A 15,662-nucleotide genomic window follows, 5' to 3' on the forward strand; every position below is an offset into this window, starting at 1 on the left:
CGGGCGCCGACGGCGTCGGATTCCACCGCCCAGAGACTCCAGACGGTTCGTTTCATGCACGCCTATCGCTCCCACACCTGCGGCGCCCTGCGCGCCTCTGACGCCGGTTCCGCTGTTCGCCTGTCGGGCTGGGTTCACCGCAAGCGCGACCACGGCGGTTTGCTGTTCATCGACCTGCGCGACCACTACGGCCTGACGCAGCTGGTTCTGCACCCCGAGACGCCGGGCTTCGCCGCCGTGGAGCGTCTGCGCGCCGAGAGCGTGATCAAGGTCGATGGCGAGGTGGTCGCGCGCGACGCCTCGGTGGTGAACCCCAACCTGCCGACCGGCGAGGTCGAGGTGCGCGTCCAGGGCGTCGAGGTGCTGTCCGAAGCCGCCGAACTGCCGATGCCGGTCTTTGGGGATCAGGAATATCCCGAGGATATCCGCCTGGCCAACCGCTTCCTGGATCTGCGCCGCGAGCGACTGCACAAGAACATCGTGCTGCGCTCCAAGGTGATTTCCTCGATCCGCCGTCGCATGGTCGATCAGGGCTTCCTGGAGTATCAGACGCCGATCCTGACGGCCTCGTCGCCGGAAGGCGCGCGCGACTTCCTGGTGCCGTCGCGACTGCATCCGGGCAAGTTCTATGCGCTGCCCCAGGCGCCGCAGCAGTTCAAGCAGCTGCTGATGGTCTCGGGCTTCGACCGCTACTTCCAGATCGCGCCGTGCTTCCGTGACGAAGACCTGCGCGCCGACCGGTCGCTGGAGTTTTATCAGCTCGACGTCGAGATGAGCTTCGTGACCCAGGAAGACGTCTTCGCCGCCATCGAGCCGCTGATGCACGGCGTGTTCGAGGAGTTCGGCGACGGCAAGCCGGTCTCGGCCATCGACGGCGTCCATACCTTCACCAACGACTTCGGCGAGACGTTCGAGCACAAGGGTTTCGAGCGCCTGACCTACGCCCAGTCGATGGCCTGGTACGGTTCGGACAAGCCGGACCTGCGCAACCCGATCAAGATGCAGGTGGTGTCGGACCATTTCCGCGACGGCGGCTTCGGCCTGTTCGCCAAGATCCTGGGTGCGGACGACAAGAACGCGGTCTGGGCCATTCCGGCCCCCACGGGCGGTTCGCGCGCCTTCTGCGACCGCATGAACAGCTGGGCGCAGGGCGAGGGCCAGCCGGGCCTGGGTTATATCTTCTGGTCCGAGGACCAGGGCGCCTGGGGCGGCCCGATCGCCAAGAACCTGGGTCAGGAACCGACCAAGGCCCTGATGTCGTCGCTCGGTCTGGGCCAGGGCGACGCCGCCTTCTTCGTCGCCGGCCTGCCTGCGACCTTCGCCAAGTTCGCCGGCCTGGCTCGCACTCGCGTCGGCACGGAGCTGAAGCTGGTGGACGAAGACCAGTTCAAATTCTGCTGGATCGTCGACTTCCCCATGTTCGAATGGTCGGAAGACGAGAAGAAGGTCGACTTCAGCCACAACCCCTTCTCCATGCCGCAGGGCGGACTGGAGGCCCTGGAGAACCAGGATCCGCTGACCATCCGCGCCTATCAGTACGACATCGTCTGCAACGGCTATGAGCTGTGCTCGGGCGCGATCCGGAACCACAAGGCCGAGATCATGCTGAAGGCGTTCGAGATCGCCGGCTATGACGCCTCGGTGGTCGAGGAGCAGTTCGGCGGCATGCTGAACGCCTTCCGCTTCGGCGCCCCGCCGCACGGCGGCCTGGCCCCCGGCATCGACCGCATCGTCATGCTGCTGGCCGGCGAGACGGCCATACGCGAGGTCATCGCCTTCCCGCTGAACCAGCAGGGCGAGGATCTACTGATGAACGCGCCGACCGAGGCCGAGGAGCGCCAGCTGAAGGATGTCCACATCCGCACGGCGCTGCCGATCAAGGTGTGATCGGCGAGGTCTGATCAAGGACGAAGAATGGGGGACGCTTCGCGGCGTCCCCCTTTTTGTTCGCGCCCAAGGCGAGCACGATTGCCTGCAACCGTTGACCGGGATTTACGTTCGGATCGGACGTTAATCTTTCGGTAACCAAATGCGACGCGCCATTCGACTGGGTATCTTCATCGGCACCGTGCTGGGCATGAGCGCCTGTGCGACCCAGTATGACGCCAATGGCCGGCCGGTTTCGGGCGCTTACGGCTCGGTCGAAGCCGGGCCGGCGGGCTGAGCGCAAAGGAAAACATGGCGCTGGTCGCGATCCTGCCCTAGTGTAGCGCTGCGGACGCCGTCTGTCGCGCCGCGTCGGTCCCCAAAACCCCCTAGATGTTACTCATCGCTATTGCTGTCGTTCTGCTCCTGGTGGTGCTCAACGGCTTGTTCGCCATGACTGAATTGGCGGTCGTCTCCTCTCGGAAATCCAAGCTGCAGGCGAGGGCGGAACGAGGAGACCGGGGGGCCAGGGCGGCGCTGAAGCTGTCGGAAGAACCGACCCAGTTCCTGTCCGCCGTTCAGGTGGGCATCACCCTGATCGGCATTCTGGCGGGCGCCTATGGTCAGGCGACCATCGCGGGCGAACTTGATCGCATTCTGGAAGCCGCCTTCCCGGCGCTGGCGCAATACACCGAATTCTTCGCGACCGCCGTGGTGGTCGTGTGCATCACCTATGTCTCGCTGATCATCGGCGAACTGGTGCCCAAGCGCCTGGCGCTGATCTTTCCCGAGACGGTGGCGTCCAAGATGGCCAAGCCGATCTCGACGCTGGCGATCGTGCTGAAGCCCTTCGTCCTGCTGCTGACCGCCTCGACCTCGGGCATTCTGAAGCTGCTGGGCGTCAAGGATCGCGACGGATCGGACGTGACCCAGGAAGAGGTGGCCACCATTTTGGCCGAGGGCACCTCGGCCGGCCTGATCGAACCGGAAGAGCAGGAGATGATCGAGGAGATCATGCGCCTGGGCGACCGTCCGGTGCGGGTGGCCATGACGCCGCGCCACGAGGTGTTCTGGATCGCCCTTGACGACCCCGAGGAGGTGGTGCGCGAGGAAATCCGCACCTGCCCCTATTCGCGCATCGTCGTGGCGCGCGAGAACGACGTCGATAATCCGCTCGGCCTGGTGCACAAGAAGGACCTGCTGGACGCTCTGCTGACGACCGGCAAGATCGATGTGGAGCCGCTTGTCGCCGAGCCGGCCTTCATTCCTCAGTCGACCTCGGTGCTGAAGGCGCTGGAAATCCTGAAGGGCTCGCGGGTCCACATGGCCTTCATCGTCGACGAATACGGCGCCTTCGAAGGCGTGGTGACGGCGACCGACATCCTGGAGATGATCGCCGGCGACTTCGACGAGGGCCATGACGAAGAGCAGGCCTGGATCCATCAACGCGCGGATGGCACCTGGCTGGTGGACGGCCAGACCGACCTCGACGATCTCGCCGACACCCTGGGCGAGGACTTCGGCGAGCATGAAGGCTTCCACACCGTCGCCGGCCTGATTCTGCACCAGATCTCGCGCGTCCCGGACGAGGGCGAAGTGCTGCAGGTGGGTCGATTCGAGGTCGAGGTCGTGGATATGGACGACCGCCGTATCGACAAGCTGATCTTCAAGGAACTGGTGAAGGCCGAGGACGAGCGGGACGCCATCGCCGCGCATCTGGAAGACTGATCGCAAGTGTCACATCGCCCTTGAAATGGCGGGCGGTGTCGGGCATACGCCCCCCTCTGGCGAACGCACGGACCTCTCGGGTTTGCGCGGTAGTCTAGGAGTTTAGCTCAGCTGGTAGAGCACCGGTCTCCAAAACCGGGGGTCGTGGGTTCGAGTCCCCCAACTCCTGCCAATCCCCCCTGTCGCTTCCGGATGGGACTTCCCATCTGGGGCGACAGGAACAATTGTGTGAAGAGCAACTGATGGCCAAGGCCAAAACTCCCGGCAAGCGGCCTCAAGGCAGCGCGAAGCCCCAGATGGGCGCCAAGCCTCAGGCGGCCGGCGCCGCCGCCATCACGGTCGATTCGCCCGAGCCCAAGAAGCCCCGCACCAGCCCCGGCCAGTTCCTGAGCCAGGTGCGCGCCGAAGGCCGCAAGATCGTCTGGCCCAGCCGCAAGGAGACCTGGATCACCTCGGTGATGGTCTTCATCATGGTCATCATCGCCTCGATCTTCTTCTGGATCGTGGACACCGGCCTGGGCTACGCCTTCCGCTACATCATCGCTCTCGGATCCTGAGAAAGACGCGCCCATGACCGATGCAGCGCCCGCAAAGCCCGCCAATCCGCGCCACAAGTGGTACATCGTCAACGCCTACTCGAACTTCGAAAAGAAGGTCGCCGAGCAGCTGCGCGATCAGGCCAAGCAACAGGGCCTGGAAGACGCCTTCTCCGAAATCCTGGTTCCGACCGAGGACGTCGTCGAGATCCGTCGCGGCCGCAAGGTGAACTCGGAACGCAAGTTCTTCCCCGGCTATGTGCTGGTGAAGATGGAAATGACCGACCAGGCCTATCACCTGGTCAAGAATACGCCGAAGGTCACGGGCTTCCTGGGCGCCGCGGGCGGGACCAAGCCCCTGCCGGTCTCCGAGCGTGAAGTTCAGAACATCATCGGCGCCGTGGAAGAGGGCGTCGAGCGTCCCAAGCCCACCATCCGCTTCGACATCGGCGAGAAGGTCAAGGTCATCGACGGCCCGTTCGCCAGCTTCGACGGTTCGGTCGAGAGCGTGGACGAAGAACACGCCCGCCTGCGCGTCGCCGTGTCCATCTTCGGTCGCGCCACGCCGGTCGAACTGGAATACGCCCAGGTGGAGAAGGTCGCGGGCTGAGGCTCACGCCCCTGTCGAGATTTAAGCCGCGTCCGAAAGGGCGCGGCTTTTTCGTTTCTGCGGCGAGGGCGGGGCGGTGCGTTGCCATTCCATCCCCCCTCTGTTACACGCGCGCCTTCGCTCGGCGGGCCTTCGGTTCGTGGGGCGTCAAATCCGTGGGAGGCAGCCATGCCGCACCACGGCTCACCGGTCCCGGATCACGTCCGGGGTCATTCATAGGAGAGACCAATGGCCAAGAAGATTCTCGGCTATATCAAGCTGCAAGTGCCGGCCGGTTCGGCCACGCCTTCGCCCCCGATCGGCCCGGCTCTGGGTCAGCGCGGCGTGAACATCATGGGCTTCTGCAAGGAGTTCAACGCGCGCACCGAGAAGGAAGCCAAGGGCACCCCGCTTCCGACCGTGATCACCGTCTATCAGGACAAGTCGTTCACCTTCATCACCAAGACGCCGCCGGCGACCTGGTACCTGAAGCAGGCTACGGGCCTGAAGTCGGGTTCGAAGCTGGTCGGCCGTGAAGTCGCCGGCAAGATCACGCAGGCGCAACTGCGCGAGATCGCCGAAAAGAAGATGAAGGATCTGAACGCCAACGACCTCGACGCGGCGGCCAAGATCATCGAAGGCTCCGCCCGCGCGATGGGCCTCGAAGTGGTGGAGGGCTAAACCATGGCCAAGCAAACCAAGGCCTTCAAGGCCCGCACCGGCGTGACCCAGGACCTGCTGCCGTTCTCCGACGCCATCAAGCTGGCCAAGGAAAACGCCAAGGCCAAGTTCGACGAGTCGCTGGAAATCTCGGTCAACCTGGGCGTCGACCCGCGTCACGCCGACCAACAGGTCCGTGGCGTCGTCAACCTGCCGTCAGGCACCGGCCGTGACGTTCGCGTCGCCGTCTTCGCCAAGGACGCCAAGGCCGCCGAAGCCACCGCAGCCGGCGCCGAACACGTCGGCGCCGAAGATCTGTACGAAAAGATCGCCGGCGGCTTCATGGAGTTCGACCGCGTGATCGCGTCGCCGGACATGATGGCCCTAGTCGGCCGTCTGGGTAAGGTGCTGGGCCCGCGCGGCCTGATGCCGAATCCCAAGGTCGGCACCGTGACCCCGAACGTGGCCCAGGCCGTCAAGGACGCCAAGGGCGGTGCCGTCGAGTTCCGCGTCGAGAAGGCGGGCATCGTCCACGCCGGCATCGGCAAGGTCTCGTTCACCCAGGACGCCCTGGAAGCCAACGTGAAGGCCATCGTGGACGCCCTGGTGCGTTCCAAGCCGTCGGGCGCCAAGGGCACCTATGTGAAGCGCATCAGCCTATCCTCGACGATGGGCCCGGGCTTCAAGGTCGACCCAGCCTCGCTGGGCGCCTAAGTCGAAAGACAAGCCACACTGAAGAATGGCGGGGAGCGATCCCCGCCGTTTTTTCTTGCCCGGAGATCGTCACTGCCGTCAGGATGCGCGTCTATCGGGGGATGACATGAAACAACTATTCGGCGGGCTGGTGCTGGCCCTTGCGTTGATGACCGCGCCTGCGGCCACGGCCGGGACAAACGATGTGTCGGCCGAGAAGCTGGCCTTGGCCAACAAGTTCATCGCCCTGATCCAGGGCGAACAGATGGGCGCTTCGCTGGGTCAGATGACGGCGATGATGATGCCGCGATCGGAGACGATGTCGGCTGAGCAGGCGGCCGAATTTCGCGAAGTGATGGCGGAGGCGACCGCGAGCATGCTGCCCCGCATGTTCGAGGCCATCGCGCCAATCTATGCCGACATCTTCACGCTGGAAGAACTGCAAGCGCTGGTCGATTTTTATCAGAGCGATGTCGGCCGCTCGATGATGAGCAAGAGCTATGCGGCGACGCCTCGGATCGGTGCGGCGATCCAGGCCATCATGCCGGAGCTTATGGCCGACATGGGAGACCAGCTCTGTAATCGTCTGGAATGCACGCCAGAACAAAGGCGTGAGGTGAAGGCCGCCATGGCCAACGCGGCGCTGGGCCAGGCGGCCAAATAGGAATCAATAAGCCGCCGTGAAGCGGGCGCGGCTGTGCTTGGGGTTCTCCAGCTCGTCGACCATGGCGACGGCGTAGTCGGAGAAGCCGATCTTGCTATCGCCCTTGGCGTCCACGACCAGTTGGTCGGTCCCGGTGCGATAGCGGCCCAGGCGCGGCGTTTCCTCGATCAGGGCGGCGGGGGAGAAGAAGGTCCAGTCGATGTCCGTTTCCTGACGCAGGTCGTCCAGGAAGGTCAGCCCGCCCTTGGCGATGGGCTTCCATTCCGCCGGGAACTGCGGCGTGTCGAACAAGAGGACGCCGGGCGCGACCTCCAGGCTGGCGGCGCCGCCGGTGACGAGCAGGCGCGGGACGCCGGCGGTCTTCAACGCGTCAAGGATCGTCGCGGCGGGAACATCAAAGTGCAGGGCGCTGATGACCGCGTCCGAACCCTTGATTAAGTCGGCGAGCGCGGCGGCGTCCGAGGCGTCGCCGGCGACAGGAGTGACGCCGGTGACGGCCGGGATCGCTTCCGGCTTGCGGGCGGTGGCGGTGACCGTGTGACCGCGCGCGGCCAGTTCCTTGGTGATTTCCGAGCCGGCGCGACCGCTGGCGCCGAGGACTGCGACTTTCATGGAAGGCTCCTGTAGGTATCCAATGGATACCAGGTGCGCTATGGGGTGCGCCCATGCAAGACGGCACCTCTCAGACACCTGGTCACCTTCAAGAAACCTGGCTGCGCGGCGATGTGTTCGCAGCGAACTGTCCGACGCGGCAACTGCTGGACCGCATCGCCGACAAATGGAGCACCCTGATCCTGATCGTGCTGGGCGAGGGGCCGATCCGCTTCAACGCCCTGAAGCAGCGGGTCGATGGGGTGTCGCAGAAGATGCTGAGCCAGACGCTGAAGTCGCTGGAGCGCGACGGGCTGGTGTCGCGCTCGGTCGTGGCCACCGTGCCGGTGTCGGTGACCTATGCGGTCACGCCGCTGGGCCGGACCCTGATGGCGGCGATGCAGTCCATGATCGACTGGGCCGAGACCCGGATGCCGGAAGTTGCGGCTGCGCAAACGGCCTATGATCAGCGATCCTCCGACGACCACTGACTTTTTTATCGTGTGCGGCGAACGGCCACGCTCGACCCGCGTTCCTGTCGCGACCTTGAAGGGGGCGATATGTTCGGACTGGGAAAACTGATGGGCGACAAGCCTGGTGTGGGCGGCCACGACCCGTGGAAGGGGCGCCTCGCGTTCGGCGCCATCGTGCTGGTGGCGGCCTATTTCGCGGTCCAGCTGATCGTTACCTTGCAGACTTTGTGGCTGCTGATCTTCGGGGCCATCGTGGTGTCGGTGATCCTGCGCGCCCTGGCCGATCCCATCGTGCGCTGGCTGAAGGCGCCGGATCCGCTGGCCGTCTTTCTGTCGCTGCTGATTGTGATTGCGGTGCTGGCAGGCGTGCTGACCTTGTTTGGAACCCAGATCACCGAACAGGTCGTGGCCCTGTCCGCCGTGGTGCCGCAAGGGTGGGAGCAGGTTCAGTCCTGGATCCAGGCCCAGCCCTATGCCGCGCAGCTGTTGGAACAACTGCAGGGGCTGGGCGGGCGCGCCGGTCAAGCGCTGCAGGTCGCTCAGAAGTTCGCCCTGGGTTTCGCATCGGGCGTCACCACCCTGGTTCTGGTCGTGGTCGCGGGCGTCTTCCTGGCGATCGAACCCGCCAAGTCGCGTGAGGGGTTGCTGTCCATGCTGCCCATGGATCGGCGGCCGCGAATGCGCGAAGTGCTGAACAGCTGTGGCAAGGCGTTGAAGGGTTGGCTGAAGGCGCAGCTGTTCTCGATGGTTCTGGTCGGGACGCTGACCGGGGTCGGTTTGGCCATCATCGGCGTGCCGTCGGCGCTGGGGCTGGGTCTGCTGACGGGACTGGCGCAGTTCGTGCCGATCGTGGGACCCATCGTCTCCACCGTGCCGGCTGTGCTGGTCGGCGCCACGCAAGGGTGGCAAACGGCCCTGATGACGCTGGCGCTCTATGTCGTTGTGTCTCAGCTGGAGAGCAACTTCATCACGCCGATGGTGCAGAAGAACGTGGCCAACCTGCCCGTCGTGCTGGGCATCTTCGCCGTCGTGGGCATCGGCACCCTGTTCGGGCCGCTGGGCGTGCTGTTCGCCACGCCGCTGGCGCTGGTGCTGCACACCCTGATCACCATGCTTTATCGTCAGGACGTGCTGGGCGATCCGAAGGCCAAGGCGCCCGGCGAGAAATAAATGGGACCGTCCGTGGTCTGACAACTTGACGCAGGCTTCGCGATCCCGTTTCGAGGGCGGCCGCGACCGGCAGACCTGGAACCAGACGTGAAGATTGGGCGAGCGCCAGCACAAATCGTCAGGACCGCTCACGCGATGGGCGAGGGCTGAGGCGTGGCTCAGGCCCGGTCGAAACGCACCACCCGCTCCGAGACCCGGCAGGTCGCGGCCCTGCCGTGGCGGCTGGAGGACGGCGAGCGTCGCATCCTGATGATCACCTCGCGCGAAACGCGACGCTGGGTGATCCCCAAGGGCGGGCGGATGGTCGGCAAGAGCGATCCCGAGGCCGCCGCCCAGGAGGCGATGGAGGAGGCGGGGGTCAAGGGGGATGTCGACACCCAGTCCATCGGCGTCTTCCGCTACGCCAAGGGTTTGAAAGACGGCGGCGTGCGCCAGTGCGTGGTGTCGGTCTATCCGCTGGAAGTGCTGATCCAGATGGGCGCCTGGCCCGAAGCGCATCAGCGCGAGCGCCGCTGGATGAGTCTGAGCGAGGCGGCGGATCTGGTTCATGAGCCCGATCTGGCCGCGCTGATCCGCGACTTCGACGCCACGCCGCTGGAAGATTAAGCAACCGTCGGTCGAATTCGACTGGTCTGCGGGCTTGAGCCTTCCGATAAGAGGGCGGGGGAGGCCATCATGATCATCACACGAAAACGGGCGCTGGCCGCGTCGCTGGGTCTGGCGCTGGGTCTGAGCGCGACAGGCGCGCACGCGCAGGCGGCTCAGTCCGAAACGGTCGTCGTCACGCGCGTCGAGCCGGCGCTGCAGGACGCCGGCCTGGCGCGCCGCAGCGCCCTGGCGCGCGAACTGGTCGACCTGTCCGTCGGCCCGAACTTCATGAAGGAGTTCGAGCGCTTCATCGTCGCGCAGATGGGCGAACTGGATAAGAAGGGCGGCGAAGAAGCGATTTGGGTGCGCACCAACATGCCGTCCATGGCGAGCAGAATGATCGAGCGGTTCATGGATGACTTGGCCCCGGTCTACGGCTCCGTCTTCACAGAAGAAGAACTCGTCGCTCAGATCGCATTTTATCGCACGGCTGTCGGGCGCTCTGTCGCGGCCAAGACGATACCCTTGAGCATGGCCTCACAGGAGGTCGAGACCGCAGCGATGACGAACCTTCTGGAGGAGTTCGAGAGCAAATATTGCGCCCGGTTCGATTGCGGCGAGGGCGAGCAGACCGGGGCCAAGCCTAGCCGGCGTTAAGCCGGGTTGATTTCCAACGGCGGCGCCTGTAAGAGCGCCGCTTCCCGTCGGAGGTTCATCTTCTGACGGTCCTGTCCGAGAACTTCGGGGCGTGGGGGTCACCCAGGCCATAACTGTCAGAGAGCCCTCTGACGCCGTGGGGAGATGGGGACGCGACCTTGCGCTGTCAGCCCGCATTCCGGGATGGACGCCGTCAGACGCATCCTTCGGACAATAAGACCGGCCCGACGTTTCGCAGCGATGCGACGCGCTTTGGCCAATCCGTCGTCGGGAATAAGCCCGGCGGCGAATACCAAGACTGGAGACCGCAATGGATCGCGCTCAAAAAGCCGAGTCTATCGAATCGCTCAAGGGCGTTTTCGCCGACGCCGGCAGCGTGGTCGTGACCCACAACCTGGGTCTGACCGTTGCGGAAATGGAAGATCTGCGTGGCCGTCTTCGTAAAGAAGGCGGCGCGTTCAAGGTGGTCAAGAACCGCCTGGCGCTGAAGGCGCTCGAAGCCGAGGAAGGCAGCGAATACCACAACCTTTTCAAGGGTCCCGTGGGCATCGCCTATTCCGAGAACCCCGGTACGGCCGCCAAGGTCGCCACCGAGTTTGCCAAGGCCAACGATCGCTTCAAGATCGTCGGCGGCTTCATGGGCTCGACCGTCGTTGACCAGAAGGGCGTGGACGCACTGTCCAAGCTCCCGACGCTCGACGAGGTTCGCGGTCAACTCATCGGCCTGCTCAACGCGCCTGCGACCCGTATCGCCGGCGTGCTGCAAGCACCCGCCGGTCAGCTGGCTCGCGTGTTCAACGCCTACGCCACCAAGGAAGCCGCGTAAGCGGCCCAGCCTTTCATCTCTGCATCACTCTCTAAAACCAATCCTCCGAAGGAAAACTGACAATGGCTGACCTCGCCAAGATCGTCGAAGACCTGTCCGCTCTGACCGTCCTCGAAGCTGCTGAACTCTCCAAGCTGCTGGAAGAAAAGTGGGGCGTCAGCGCCGCTGCTCCGGTCGCCATGGCTGCTCCGGCCGCCGGCGGCGGCGCTCCGGCTGAAGCTGCCGAAGAGCAAACCGAATTTACCGTCGTCCTGGTCGACGGCGGCGACAAGAAGATCAACGTGATCAAGGAAGTCCGCGGCGTCCGTTCGGACCTGGGTCTGAAGGAAGCCAAGGACCTGGTCGAAGGCGCTCCGCAGAACGTCGTCGAGAACGTCTCCAAGCAACAAGCCGACGAAGTCGCCAAGAAGCTGACGGAAGCCGGCGCCAAGGTCCAGATCAAGTAAGATCTGACTTTCGGCATTTGCTGAAGATCGGAAAGGCCCGGCGGGAAACCGCCGGGTCTTTTTTGTTGGCCTATTGCGCGGAGCGCTGCTTGAGGCCGGGCGCTGGTGTGGTGCGTGGAGCGCTCAGCGCTCAGCGCTGGGGGCGGGTGCGGGCGGCGAAGAAGGCCCACAGGGCGTCGTTGTCGGCGACCCAGCTGTGGCCGCCGCCGGCCGTGATGCGGCCCACCACGTCGGTGCCGTCGCGGCAGACGGCGTAGCCCTCTTCATAGACCTTGTCGGCGATCCAGCGGGTGTCGCGCACCTGGGTGCAGCCGTTCAACTGGGCCCAGCGCTGTTCGGCGGCGTGCATGGTGTAGCTCCAATAGCCTGCGCCGCCGCCCTGAATCGGATTGGTGGTGTCGGCGTCGCCGGCGAAGGCGATGACCGGCATGGGGCGCGAAGGGCGGCAGGTGGCGGGATCCGGCTCCTGCGGACGGTCCTTTCTGGGATTGCCGGCGCGCAAGCCGACGACCGGGGCGATGGCGGCGAAACGGTCGGCGGCGACGCAACCCAGCCAGGAAGCCATCCGCCCGCCGCCCGACAGGCCCGTCGCATAGACGCGGCCGTCATCGACGCATCCCTGGTCGGCCAGATAATCGATGGCTCCCGTCAGATAGGCGACGTCGTCTGCATCGCCGGGACCGGGGACCGCGCCGGTGACGGTCGGCACGCCGGGGATGTTCCAGACGAACCCTTGATCGATCGGAATGCCGGCGTCGGGCGCGGCGACGATGAAGCCATGCCGATCCGCCGCCTCCGCCAGGCCGGAAGACGCCAGCATCTTCTCTCCCGTGCCGCCGCTGCCGTGCAGCAGGAAGACCAGAGGCGCCGGCTTTGCGGGGTCAAAACCGATGGGCAGGTGGATCCGCATGGTGCGTCCGGTGCGGCCGATGGCGACGGCCTGGGTCGCGCCCGACTGTCCGATGTTGCAGGGGCCGGCCGCCTGCGCCGACGGGCTGAAGATCATCAGGCCCATCAGGGCGGCGAACAGACCGAACCAAGGCTTCATGCGACGTCGTCTCCGCTGATCGAGGCCGGCAGGGTGGGATGTTTTCGGCATCGAGGCCAGTCTTGAGCGGCGCCGTGCGGCTTCCCATCTGTGGACACCCCAAGACGGAGCCATCCCCTATGAAAATTCTGTTGGTGCTGACGTCGCACGATCAACTCGGCGACACGGGCAAGAAGACCGGCTTCTGGCTGGAAGAACTGGCGGCGCCCTATTACGCGCTGAAGGATGCGGGCGCGGAGATCGTGCTGGCCTCGCCCAAGGGCGGTCAGCCGCCGCTGGACCCCAAGAGCGACGACCCCGACGCCCAGACCGACGATACGCGCCGGTTCAAGGCCGACCCCGAAGCCCAGGCCGCCCTGGCCTCGACCGTCGTCCTGTCGTCGGTGAAGGCCGAGGATTTCGACGCCGTCTTCTATCCCGGCGGACACGGACCGCTGTGGGACCTGGCGAACGACGCCGACTCCATCGCCCTGATCGAGGCCTTCGCCAAGGCGGACAAGCCAACCGGCTTCGTCTGCCATGCGCCCGGCGTGTTGAAGTCGGTGAACGGGCCGGACGGCAAGCCGCTGGTCAACGGCCGCAAGGTGACCGGCTTCACCAACTCCGAAGAGGAGGCCGTGGGCCTGACCGACGTGGTGCCGTTCCTGGTCGAGAACGTGCTGACCGCCAACGGCGGCGACTACTCCAAGGGGCCGGACTGGGGCTCCTATGTGTTGACCGACGGCAAGCTGGTGACCGGCCAGAACCCCGGCTCGTCGCACGCGGCGGCCGAGGCGCTTCTGAAGCTGTTGAAAGCGTAAGGAAAAACTGTCTCCTCCCCGCGATGCGGGGAGGGGGAGCGCTAAGCGGTGGAGGGGTTCTTGAAGTCCCACAGACCTATAGAGCCCCTCCGTCGCGACGCGAAGGCGCGCCGCGCCACCTCCCCACCGAGTGGGGAGGAGACAGTCGCCCAGAGTTAGCGCCGTCGAGGCGCGAGGATGTCGGACAGGCGATCCGGCGCGCCCTCGATCCGCTCCAGGCGGGGGTAGCGCAGGCCGTCGTGGTAGGCGAAGGCCACCGTGCGGAAGCGATCGCCGGATTTCAGCAACAGCTCGATCGGAGCGTTGGTCCCTTTCGCCGTCGTGACGGCGTCGCGCAACACCTCGGCCGAGCCGGCCTTGCCGTTGACGGCGACCAGGCTCCAGCCGGCGCCGAGGCCTTGGTCGAAGGCGGGGCCGCCCCAACGGATGTTGGTCAGCTTGTCGCCAGACAGGGTGAAGCCCAGCGAATACTGGAAGTCGTTGGCCCAGCCGCTCTGGACCGACTTCTCCGCTGCCGAGGGCGTGTCGGTGTAGGTTAGTCGCCAGCCGCCACGCTCGATCCCGGCCAGCGGCGCCCTGGCGTCAGGACCGACGGCGTCCAGACGGGTGCGAAGGAAGGCCGCCCAGTCGTGAGGATAGACGGCGTTCAGGGCCGCGACGACGTCTTCGAATGTGTAGCCCTGAGGCGCCCATTCGCCGTCGTCATGACCGAAGAAGCCCCTGGCGAAATCATCCAACGACTTGCGGCCGTTGGTGCCCTCGCGGATCAGGGTGTCGGCGTCCAGCCAGACCAGCAGGCTTTCGCGGTAGTAGTCGCCGGTGCCGCGCATCCATGAGGTGAACTGGCCCGGCACGCGATAGCCCAGCAGATTATGGTTGTTGGTGTCCTGCAAGGCGCGCCACTGGCGGCCCGGCTGGTTGTCATAGAAGGCGGCGACGCTGGCCAGGGTGGCCAGGGCCACGTCCTTGGAATGCAGGCCCGAACGGGCGGCCAGGACATCGCCCCAATATTCGGTCTGACCCTCATAAACCCACAGCAGGGTGTTCTGGGTCGGGACGTTGTGGTTGGCGGTCAGCTCATCCGCCGGACGCATGAACTTGCCGTTCCAGGAGTGGGTGTACTCGTGGGGCAGCAGGCCCCGGTCGCCGGCGCTCTTGGTCCAGTTGGTGAAGAAGTCGGGCGCGCCCGTGTTCTCGGACGAGCGATGATGCTCCAGCCCGATGCCGCCCATCTGATCGGTCAGGGCGAAAAGGAATTCGTAGTTGTCGAAGTGGCGGGCGCCGAACAGGCGGTCGGCCTGCTGGACCATGTTCTCGAACAGTTTCAACTGGTCGTCGGTGGCGGCCAGCCCCTTGGCCTCGTCGGCCAGGATGTTCAGGTGGACCCTTGATTCAGACGGGGCGCCGCTGGGGTCGATGTCGACGCGGCGATAATGGGCGCCGGCGAAGATGGGGCTGTCGATCAGGGTGTAGAGGTCGGTGGGCGCGAAGGTCGCCACGTCGCCGTCCTGGGACGCCGTGGTCAGGGCGGTGCCGTATTTCCAGCCGGCGGGCAGGACCACCGAAGGGGCGACTTGGATCTGGCGGCTGAAATAGCCGGCCGGATAGAGGATGGCCTTCTCCCACTGCAGATTGACCATGGCCGGGGTCATCAGCACGCGCCAGTTGGAGGCGTCGGGTTGGGTCAGTTGCTGGAACTGCACCTCGATGCTGGTCACGCCCGCCGGGATGTCGAGGTGGAAGGCGTAAGGGTCCAGGGTGTCGCGCAGCCACTCGATCCGCCGGCCGTCGGCGGTGACGGTCAGGCCGGCCAACAGCTGGATCGGGCCGGTGGCGGCGTGGTTGCCGGGCAGGAACTTGGGATAGAGCAGGGTCAGCGGGCCGGGGCCGGCGACCGGTATGGTCTGGCTGACGCGGATGATGCGGCGGTCCAGGTCGGTGATGTCGGCGCGGTACTGGATCACGCCCGGATAGGGCTTGTCCTGCGGCGCCGGGATGGCCGGCTGGGCGCGGGGCAGGGCCAGCGGCGCCTGGGTCGCATCGGTGACGACCGGAGTGGACTGGAAGGTCTGAGCCAAAACTGGCGAAGCGGCGGCCGTCATCAAAACGGCGAAGCAGGCGGGGGTCAGGCGGTTACGCGGCATTCGGTCATCCACATCGGCAGGGGAGCCGCACCGTCGGGGGCGAGGGGCGATGCGTCAAGGGACAGATGGCCGCGACCCTGAACCCTCTCCCGTTGGGAGAGGGCTTGAGCGCGCGACGGCGAAGCCGGCGTACTGGCGCGAAAGGGTGAGGGTCGGGTGCGCGAGTCGGCCCGCCATCCGACC

The 15,662-nt window shown here is 65.5% G+C and carries 18 protein-coding genes and 1 tRNA gene; 16 read left to right on the forward strand and 3 right to left on the reverse strand.

The window, feature by feature from the left end; translation table 11 throughout:
• The first annotated feature begins 54 nt into the window (after positions 1-54).
• The 9 genes from aspS to KAK88_RS07115 all read left to right on the forward strand — a co-directional run bounded on the left by aspS (position 55) and on the right by KAK88_RS07115 (position 6,736).
• Positions 55-1,887: an aspartate--tRNA ligase gene (gene aspS / locus KAK88_RS07080; protein WP_242078434.1), complete on the forward strand. Its 1,833-nt coding sequence runs from the start codon at positions 55-57 to the stop codon at positions 1,885-1,887.
• Positions 1,888-2,029: 142 nt separating this feature from the next.
• The gene (locus tag KAK88_RS16035) at positions 2,030-2,164 is read left to right on the forward strand and encodes a hypothetical protein (protein WP_277928843.1); all 135 of its coding nucleotides are present in this window, start codon (positions 2,030-2,032) and stop codon (positions 2,162-2,164) included.
• Positions 2,165-2,259: 95 nt separating this feature from the next.
• A complete protein-coding gene (locus tag KAK88_RS07085) occupies positions 2,260-3,594 on the forward strand; it encodes a hemolysin family protein (RefSeq protein WP_242078435.1) in 1,335 nt (444 codons plus the stop codon).
• Between the two features lie 96 nt (positions 3,595-3,690).
• Positions 3,691-3,766 (forward strand) — tRNA-Trp (locus tag KAK88_RS07090).
• Between the two features lie 70 nt (positions 3,767-3,836).
• Complete coding sequence (secE, locus tag KAK88_RS07095; RefSeq protein WP_017506693.1) at positions 3,837-4,151, forward strand: preprotein translocase subunit SecE; 315 nt, start codon at positions 3,837-3,839, stop codon at positions 4,149-4,151.
• Between the two features lie 13 nt (positions 4,152-4,164).
• Positions 4,165-4,740, forward strand: a complete 576-nt coding sequence (gene nusG / locus KAK88_RS07100) for a transcription termination/antitermination protein NusG (protein ID WP_017506694.1) — start codon at positions 4,165-4,167, stop codon at positions 4,738-4,740.
• Positions 4,741-4,968: 228 nt separating this feature from the next.
• Positions 4,969-5,400, forward strand: coding sequence for a 50S ribosomal protein L11 (rplK, locus tag KAK88_RS07105; protein WP_008259841.1), 432 nt, complete (start codon positions 4,969-4,971; stop codon positions 5,398-5,400).
• A gap of 3 nt (positions 5,401-5,403) precedes the next feature.
• Positions 5,404-6,093 carry a 50S ribosomal protein L1 gene (gene rplA, locus KAK88_RS07110; protein ID WP_017506695.1) on the forward strand — a complete coding sequence of 230 codons (690 nt, stop codon included), beginning with the start codon at positions 5,404-5,406 and terminating at the stop codon, positions 6,091-6,093.
• Positions 6,094-6,199: 106 nt separating this feature from the next.
• Entirely contained in the window at positions 6,200-6,736 is a 537-nt protein-coding gene (locus KAK88_RS07115; protein ID WP_242078436.1) for a DUF2059 domain-containing protein, read from the forward strand.
• A gap of 3 nt (positions 6,737-6,739) precedes the next feature.
• Here KAK88_RS07115 and KAK88_RS07120 read toward each other — a convergent pair whose 3' ends face one another.
• Complete coding sequence (locus KAK88_RS07120) at positions 6,740-7,348, reverse strand: NAD(P)-dependent oxidoreductase (protein WP_242078437.1); 609 nt, start codon at positions 7,346-7,348, stop codon at positions 6,740-6,742.
• A 53-nt stretch (positions 7,349-7,401) separates the two neighbouring features.
• Here KAK88_RS07120 and KAK88_RS07125 point away from each other — a divergent pair, with 53 nt between their 5' ends.
• The 6 genes from KAK88_RS07125 (at position 7,402) to rplL (ending at position 11,487) form a co-directional block, all read left to right on the forward strand.
• The gene (locus KAK88_RS07125) at positions 7,402-7,818 is read left to right on the forward strand and encodes a winged helix-turn-helix transcriptional regulator (protein ID WP_242078438.1); all 417 of its coding nucleotides are present in this window, start codon (positions 7,402-7,404) and stop codon (positions 7,816-7,818) included.
• Positions 7,819-7,887: 69 nt separating this feature from the next.
• Entirely contained in the window at positions 7,888-8,970 is a 1,083-nt protein-coding gene (locus tag KAK88_RS07130; protein ID WP_153923670.1) for an AI-2E family transporter, read from the forward strand.
• A gap of 153 nt (positions 8,971-9,123) precedes the next feature.
• Positions 9,124-9,576, forward strand: coding sequence for an NUDIX hydrolase (locus tag KAK88_RS07135; protein WP_055804563.1), 453 nt, complete (start codon positions 9,124-9,126; stop codon positions 9,574-9,576).
• A 69-nt stretch (positions 9,577-9,645) separates the two neighbouring features.
• On the forward strand, positions 9,646-10,215 hold the full coding sequence (locus tag KAK88_RS07140) for a DUF2059 domain-containing protein (RefSeq protein WP_242078439.1): 570 nt from the start codon (positions 9,646-9,648) through the stop codon (positions 10,213-10,215).
• 310 nt (positions 10,216-10,525) lie between these two features.
• Entirely contained in the window at positions 10,526-11,041 is a 516-nt protein-coding gene (gene rplJ / locus KAK88_RS07145; protein WP_242078440.1) for a 50S ribosomal protein L10, read from the forward strand.
• Positions 11,042-11,103: 62 nt separating this feature from the next.
• The gene (rplL, locus tag KAK88_RS07150; protein WP_017506702.1) at positions 11,104-11,487 is read left to right on the forward strand and encodes a 50S ribosomal protein L7/L12; all 384 of its coding nucleotides are present in this window, start codon (positions 11,104-11,106) and stop codon (positions 11,485-11,487) included.
• Between the two features lie 130 nt (positions 11,488-11,617).
• Here the strand turns inward: rplL and KAK88_RS07155 are convergent, their stop codons facing one another.
• The gene (locus KAK88_RS07155) at positions 11,618-12,535 is read right to left on the reverse strand and encodes an alpha/beta hydrolase family esterase (protein WP_242078441.1); all 918 of its coding nucleotides are present in this window, start codon (positions 12,533-12,535) and stop codon (positions 11,618-11,620) included.
• Positions 12,536-12,654: 119 nt separating this feature from the next.
• Here KAK88_RS07155 and KAK88_RS07160 point away from each other — a divergent pair, with 119 nt between their 5' ends.
• A complete protein-coding gene (locus tag KAK88_RS07160) occupies positions 12,655-13,335 on the forward strand; it encodes a type 1 glutamine amidotransferase domain-containing protein (RefSeq protein ID WP_039248442.1) in 681 nt (226 codons plus the stop codon).
• Between the two features lie 155 nt (positions 13,336-13,490).
• On the opposite strand, the gene KAK88_RS07165 is transcribed toward KAK88_RS07160, so the two are convergent.
• Positions 13,491-15,479 (reverse strand): M61 family metallopeptidase, encoded by a 1,989-nt coding sequence (locus KAK88_RS07165; protein ID WP_242078442.1) that lies wholly within the window; start codon positions 15,477-15,479, stop codon positions 13,491-13,493.
• Between the last annotated feature and the right edge of the window lie 183 nt (positions 15,480-15,662).

Origin of the sequence: Brevundimonas diminuta (assembly GCF_022654015.1) — a bacterium.
GTDB lineage: Bacteria > Pseudomonadota > Alphaproteobacteria > Caulobacterales > Caulobacteraceae > Brevundimonas > Brevundimonas diminuta_C.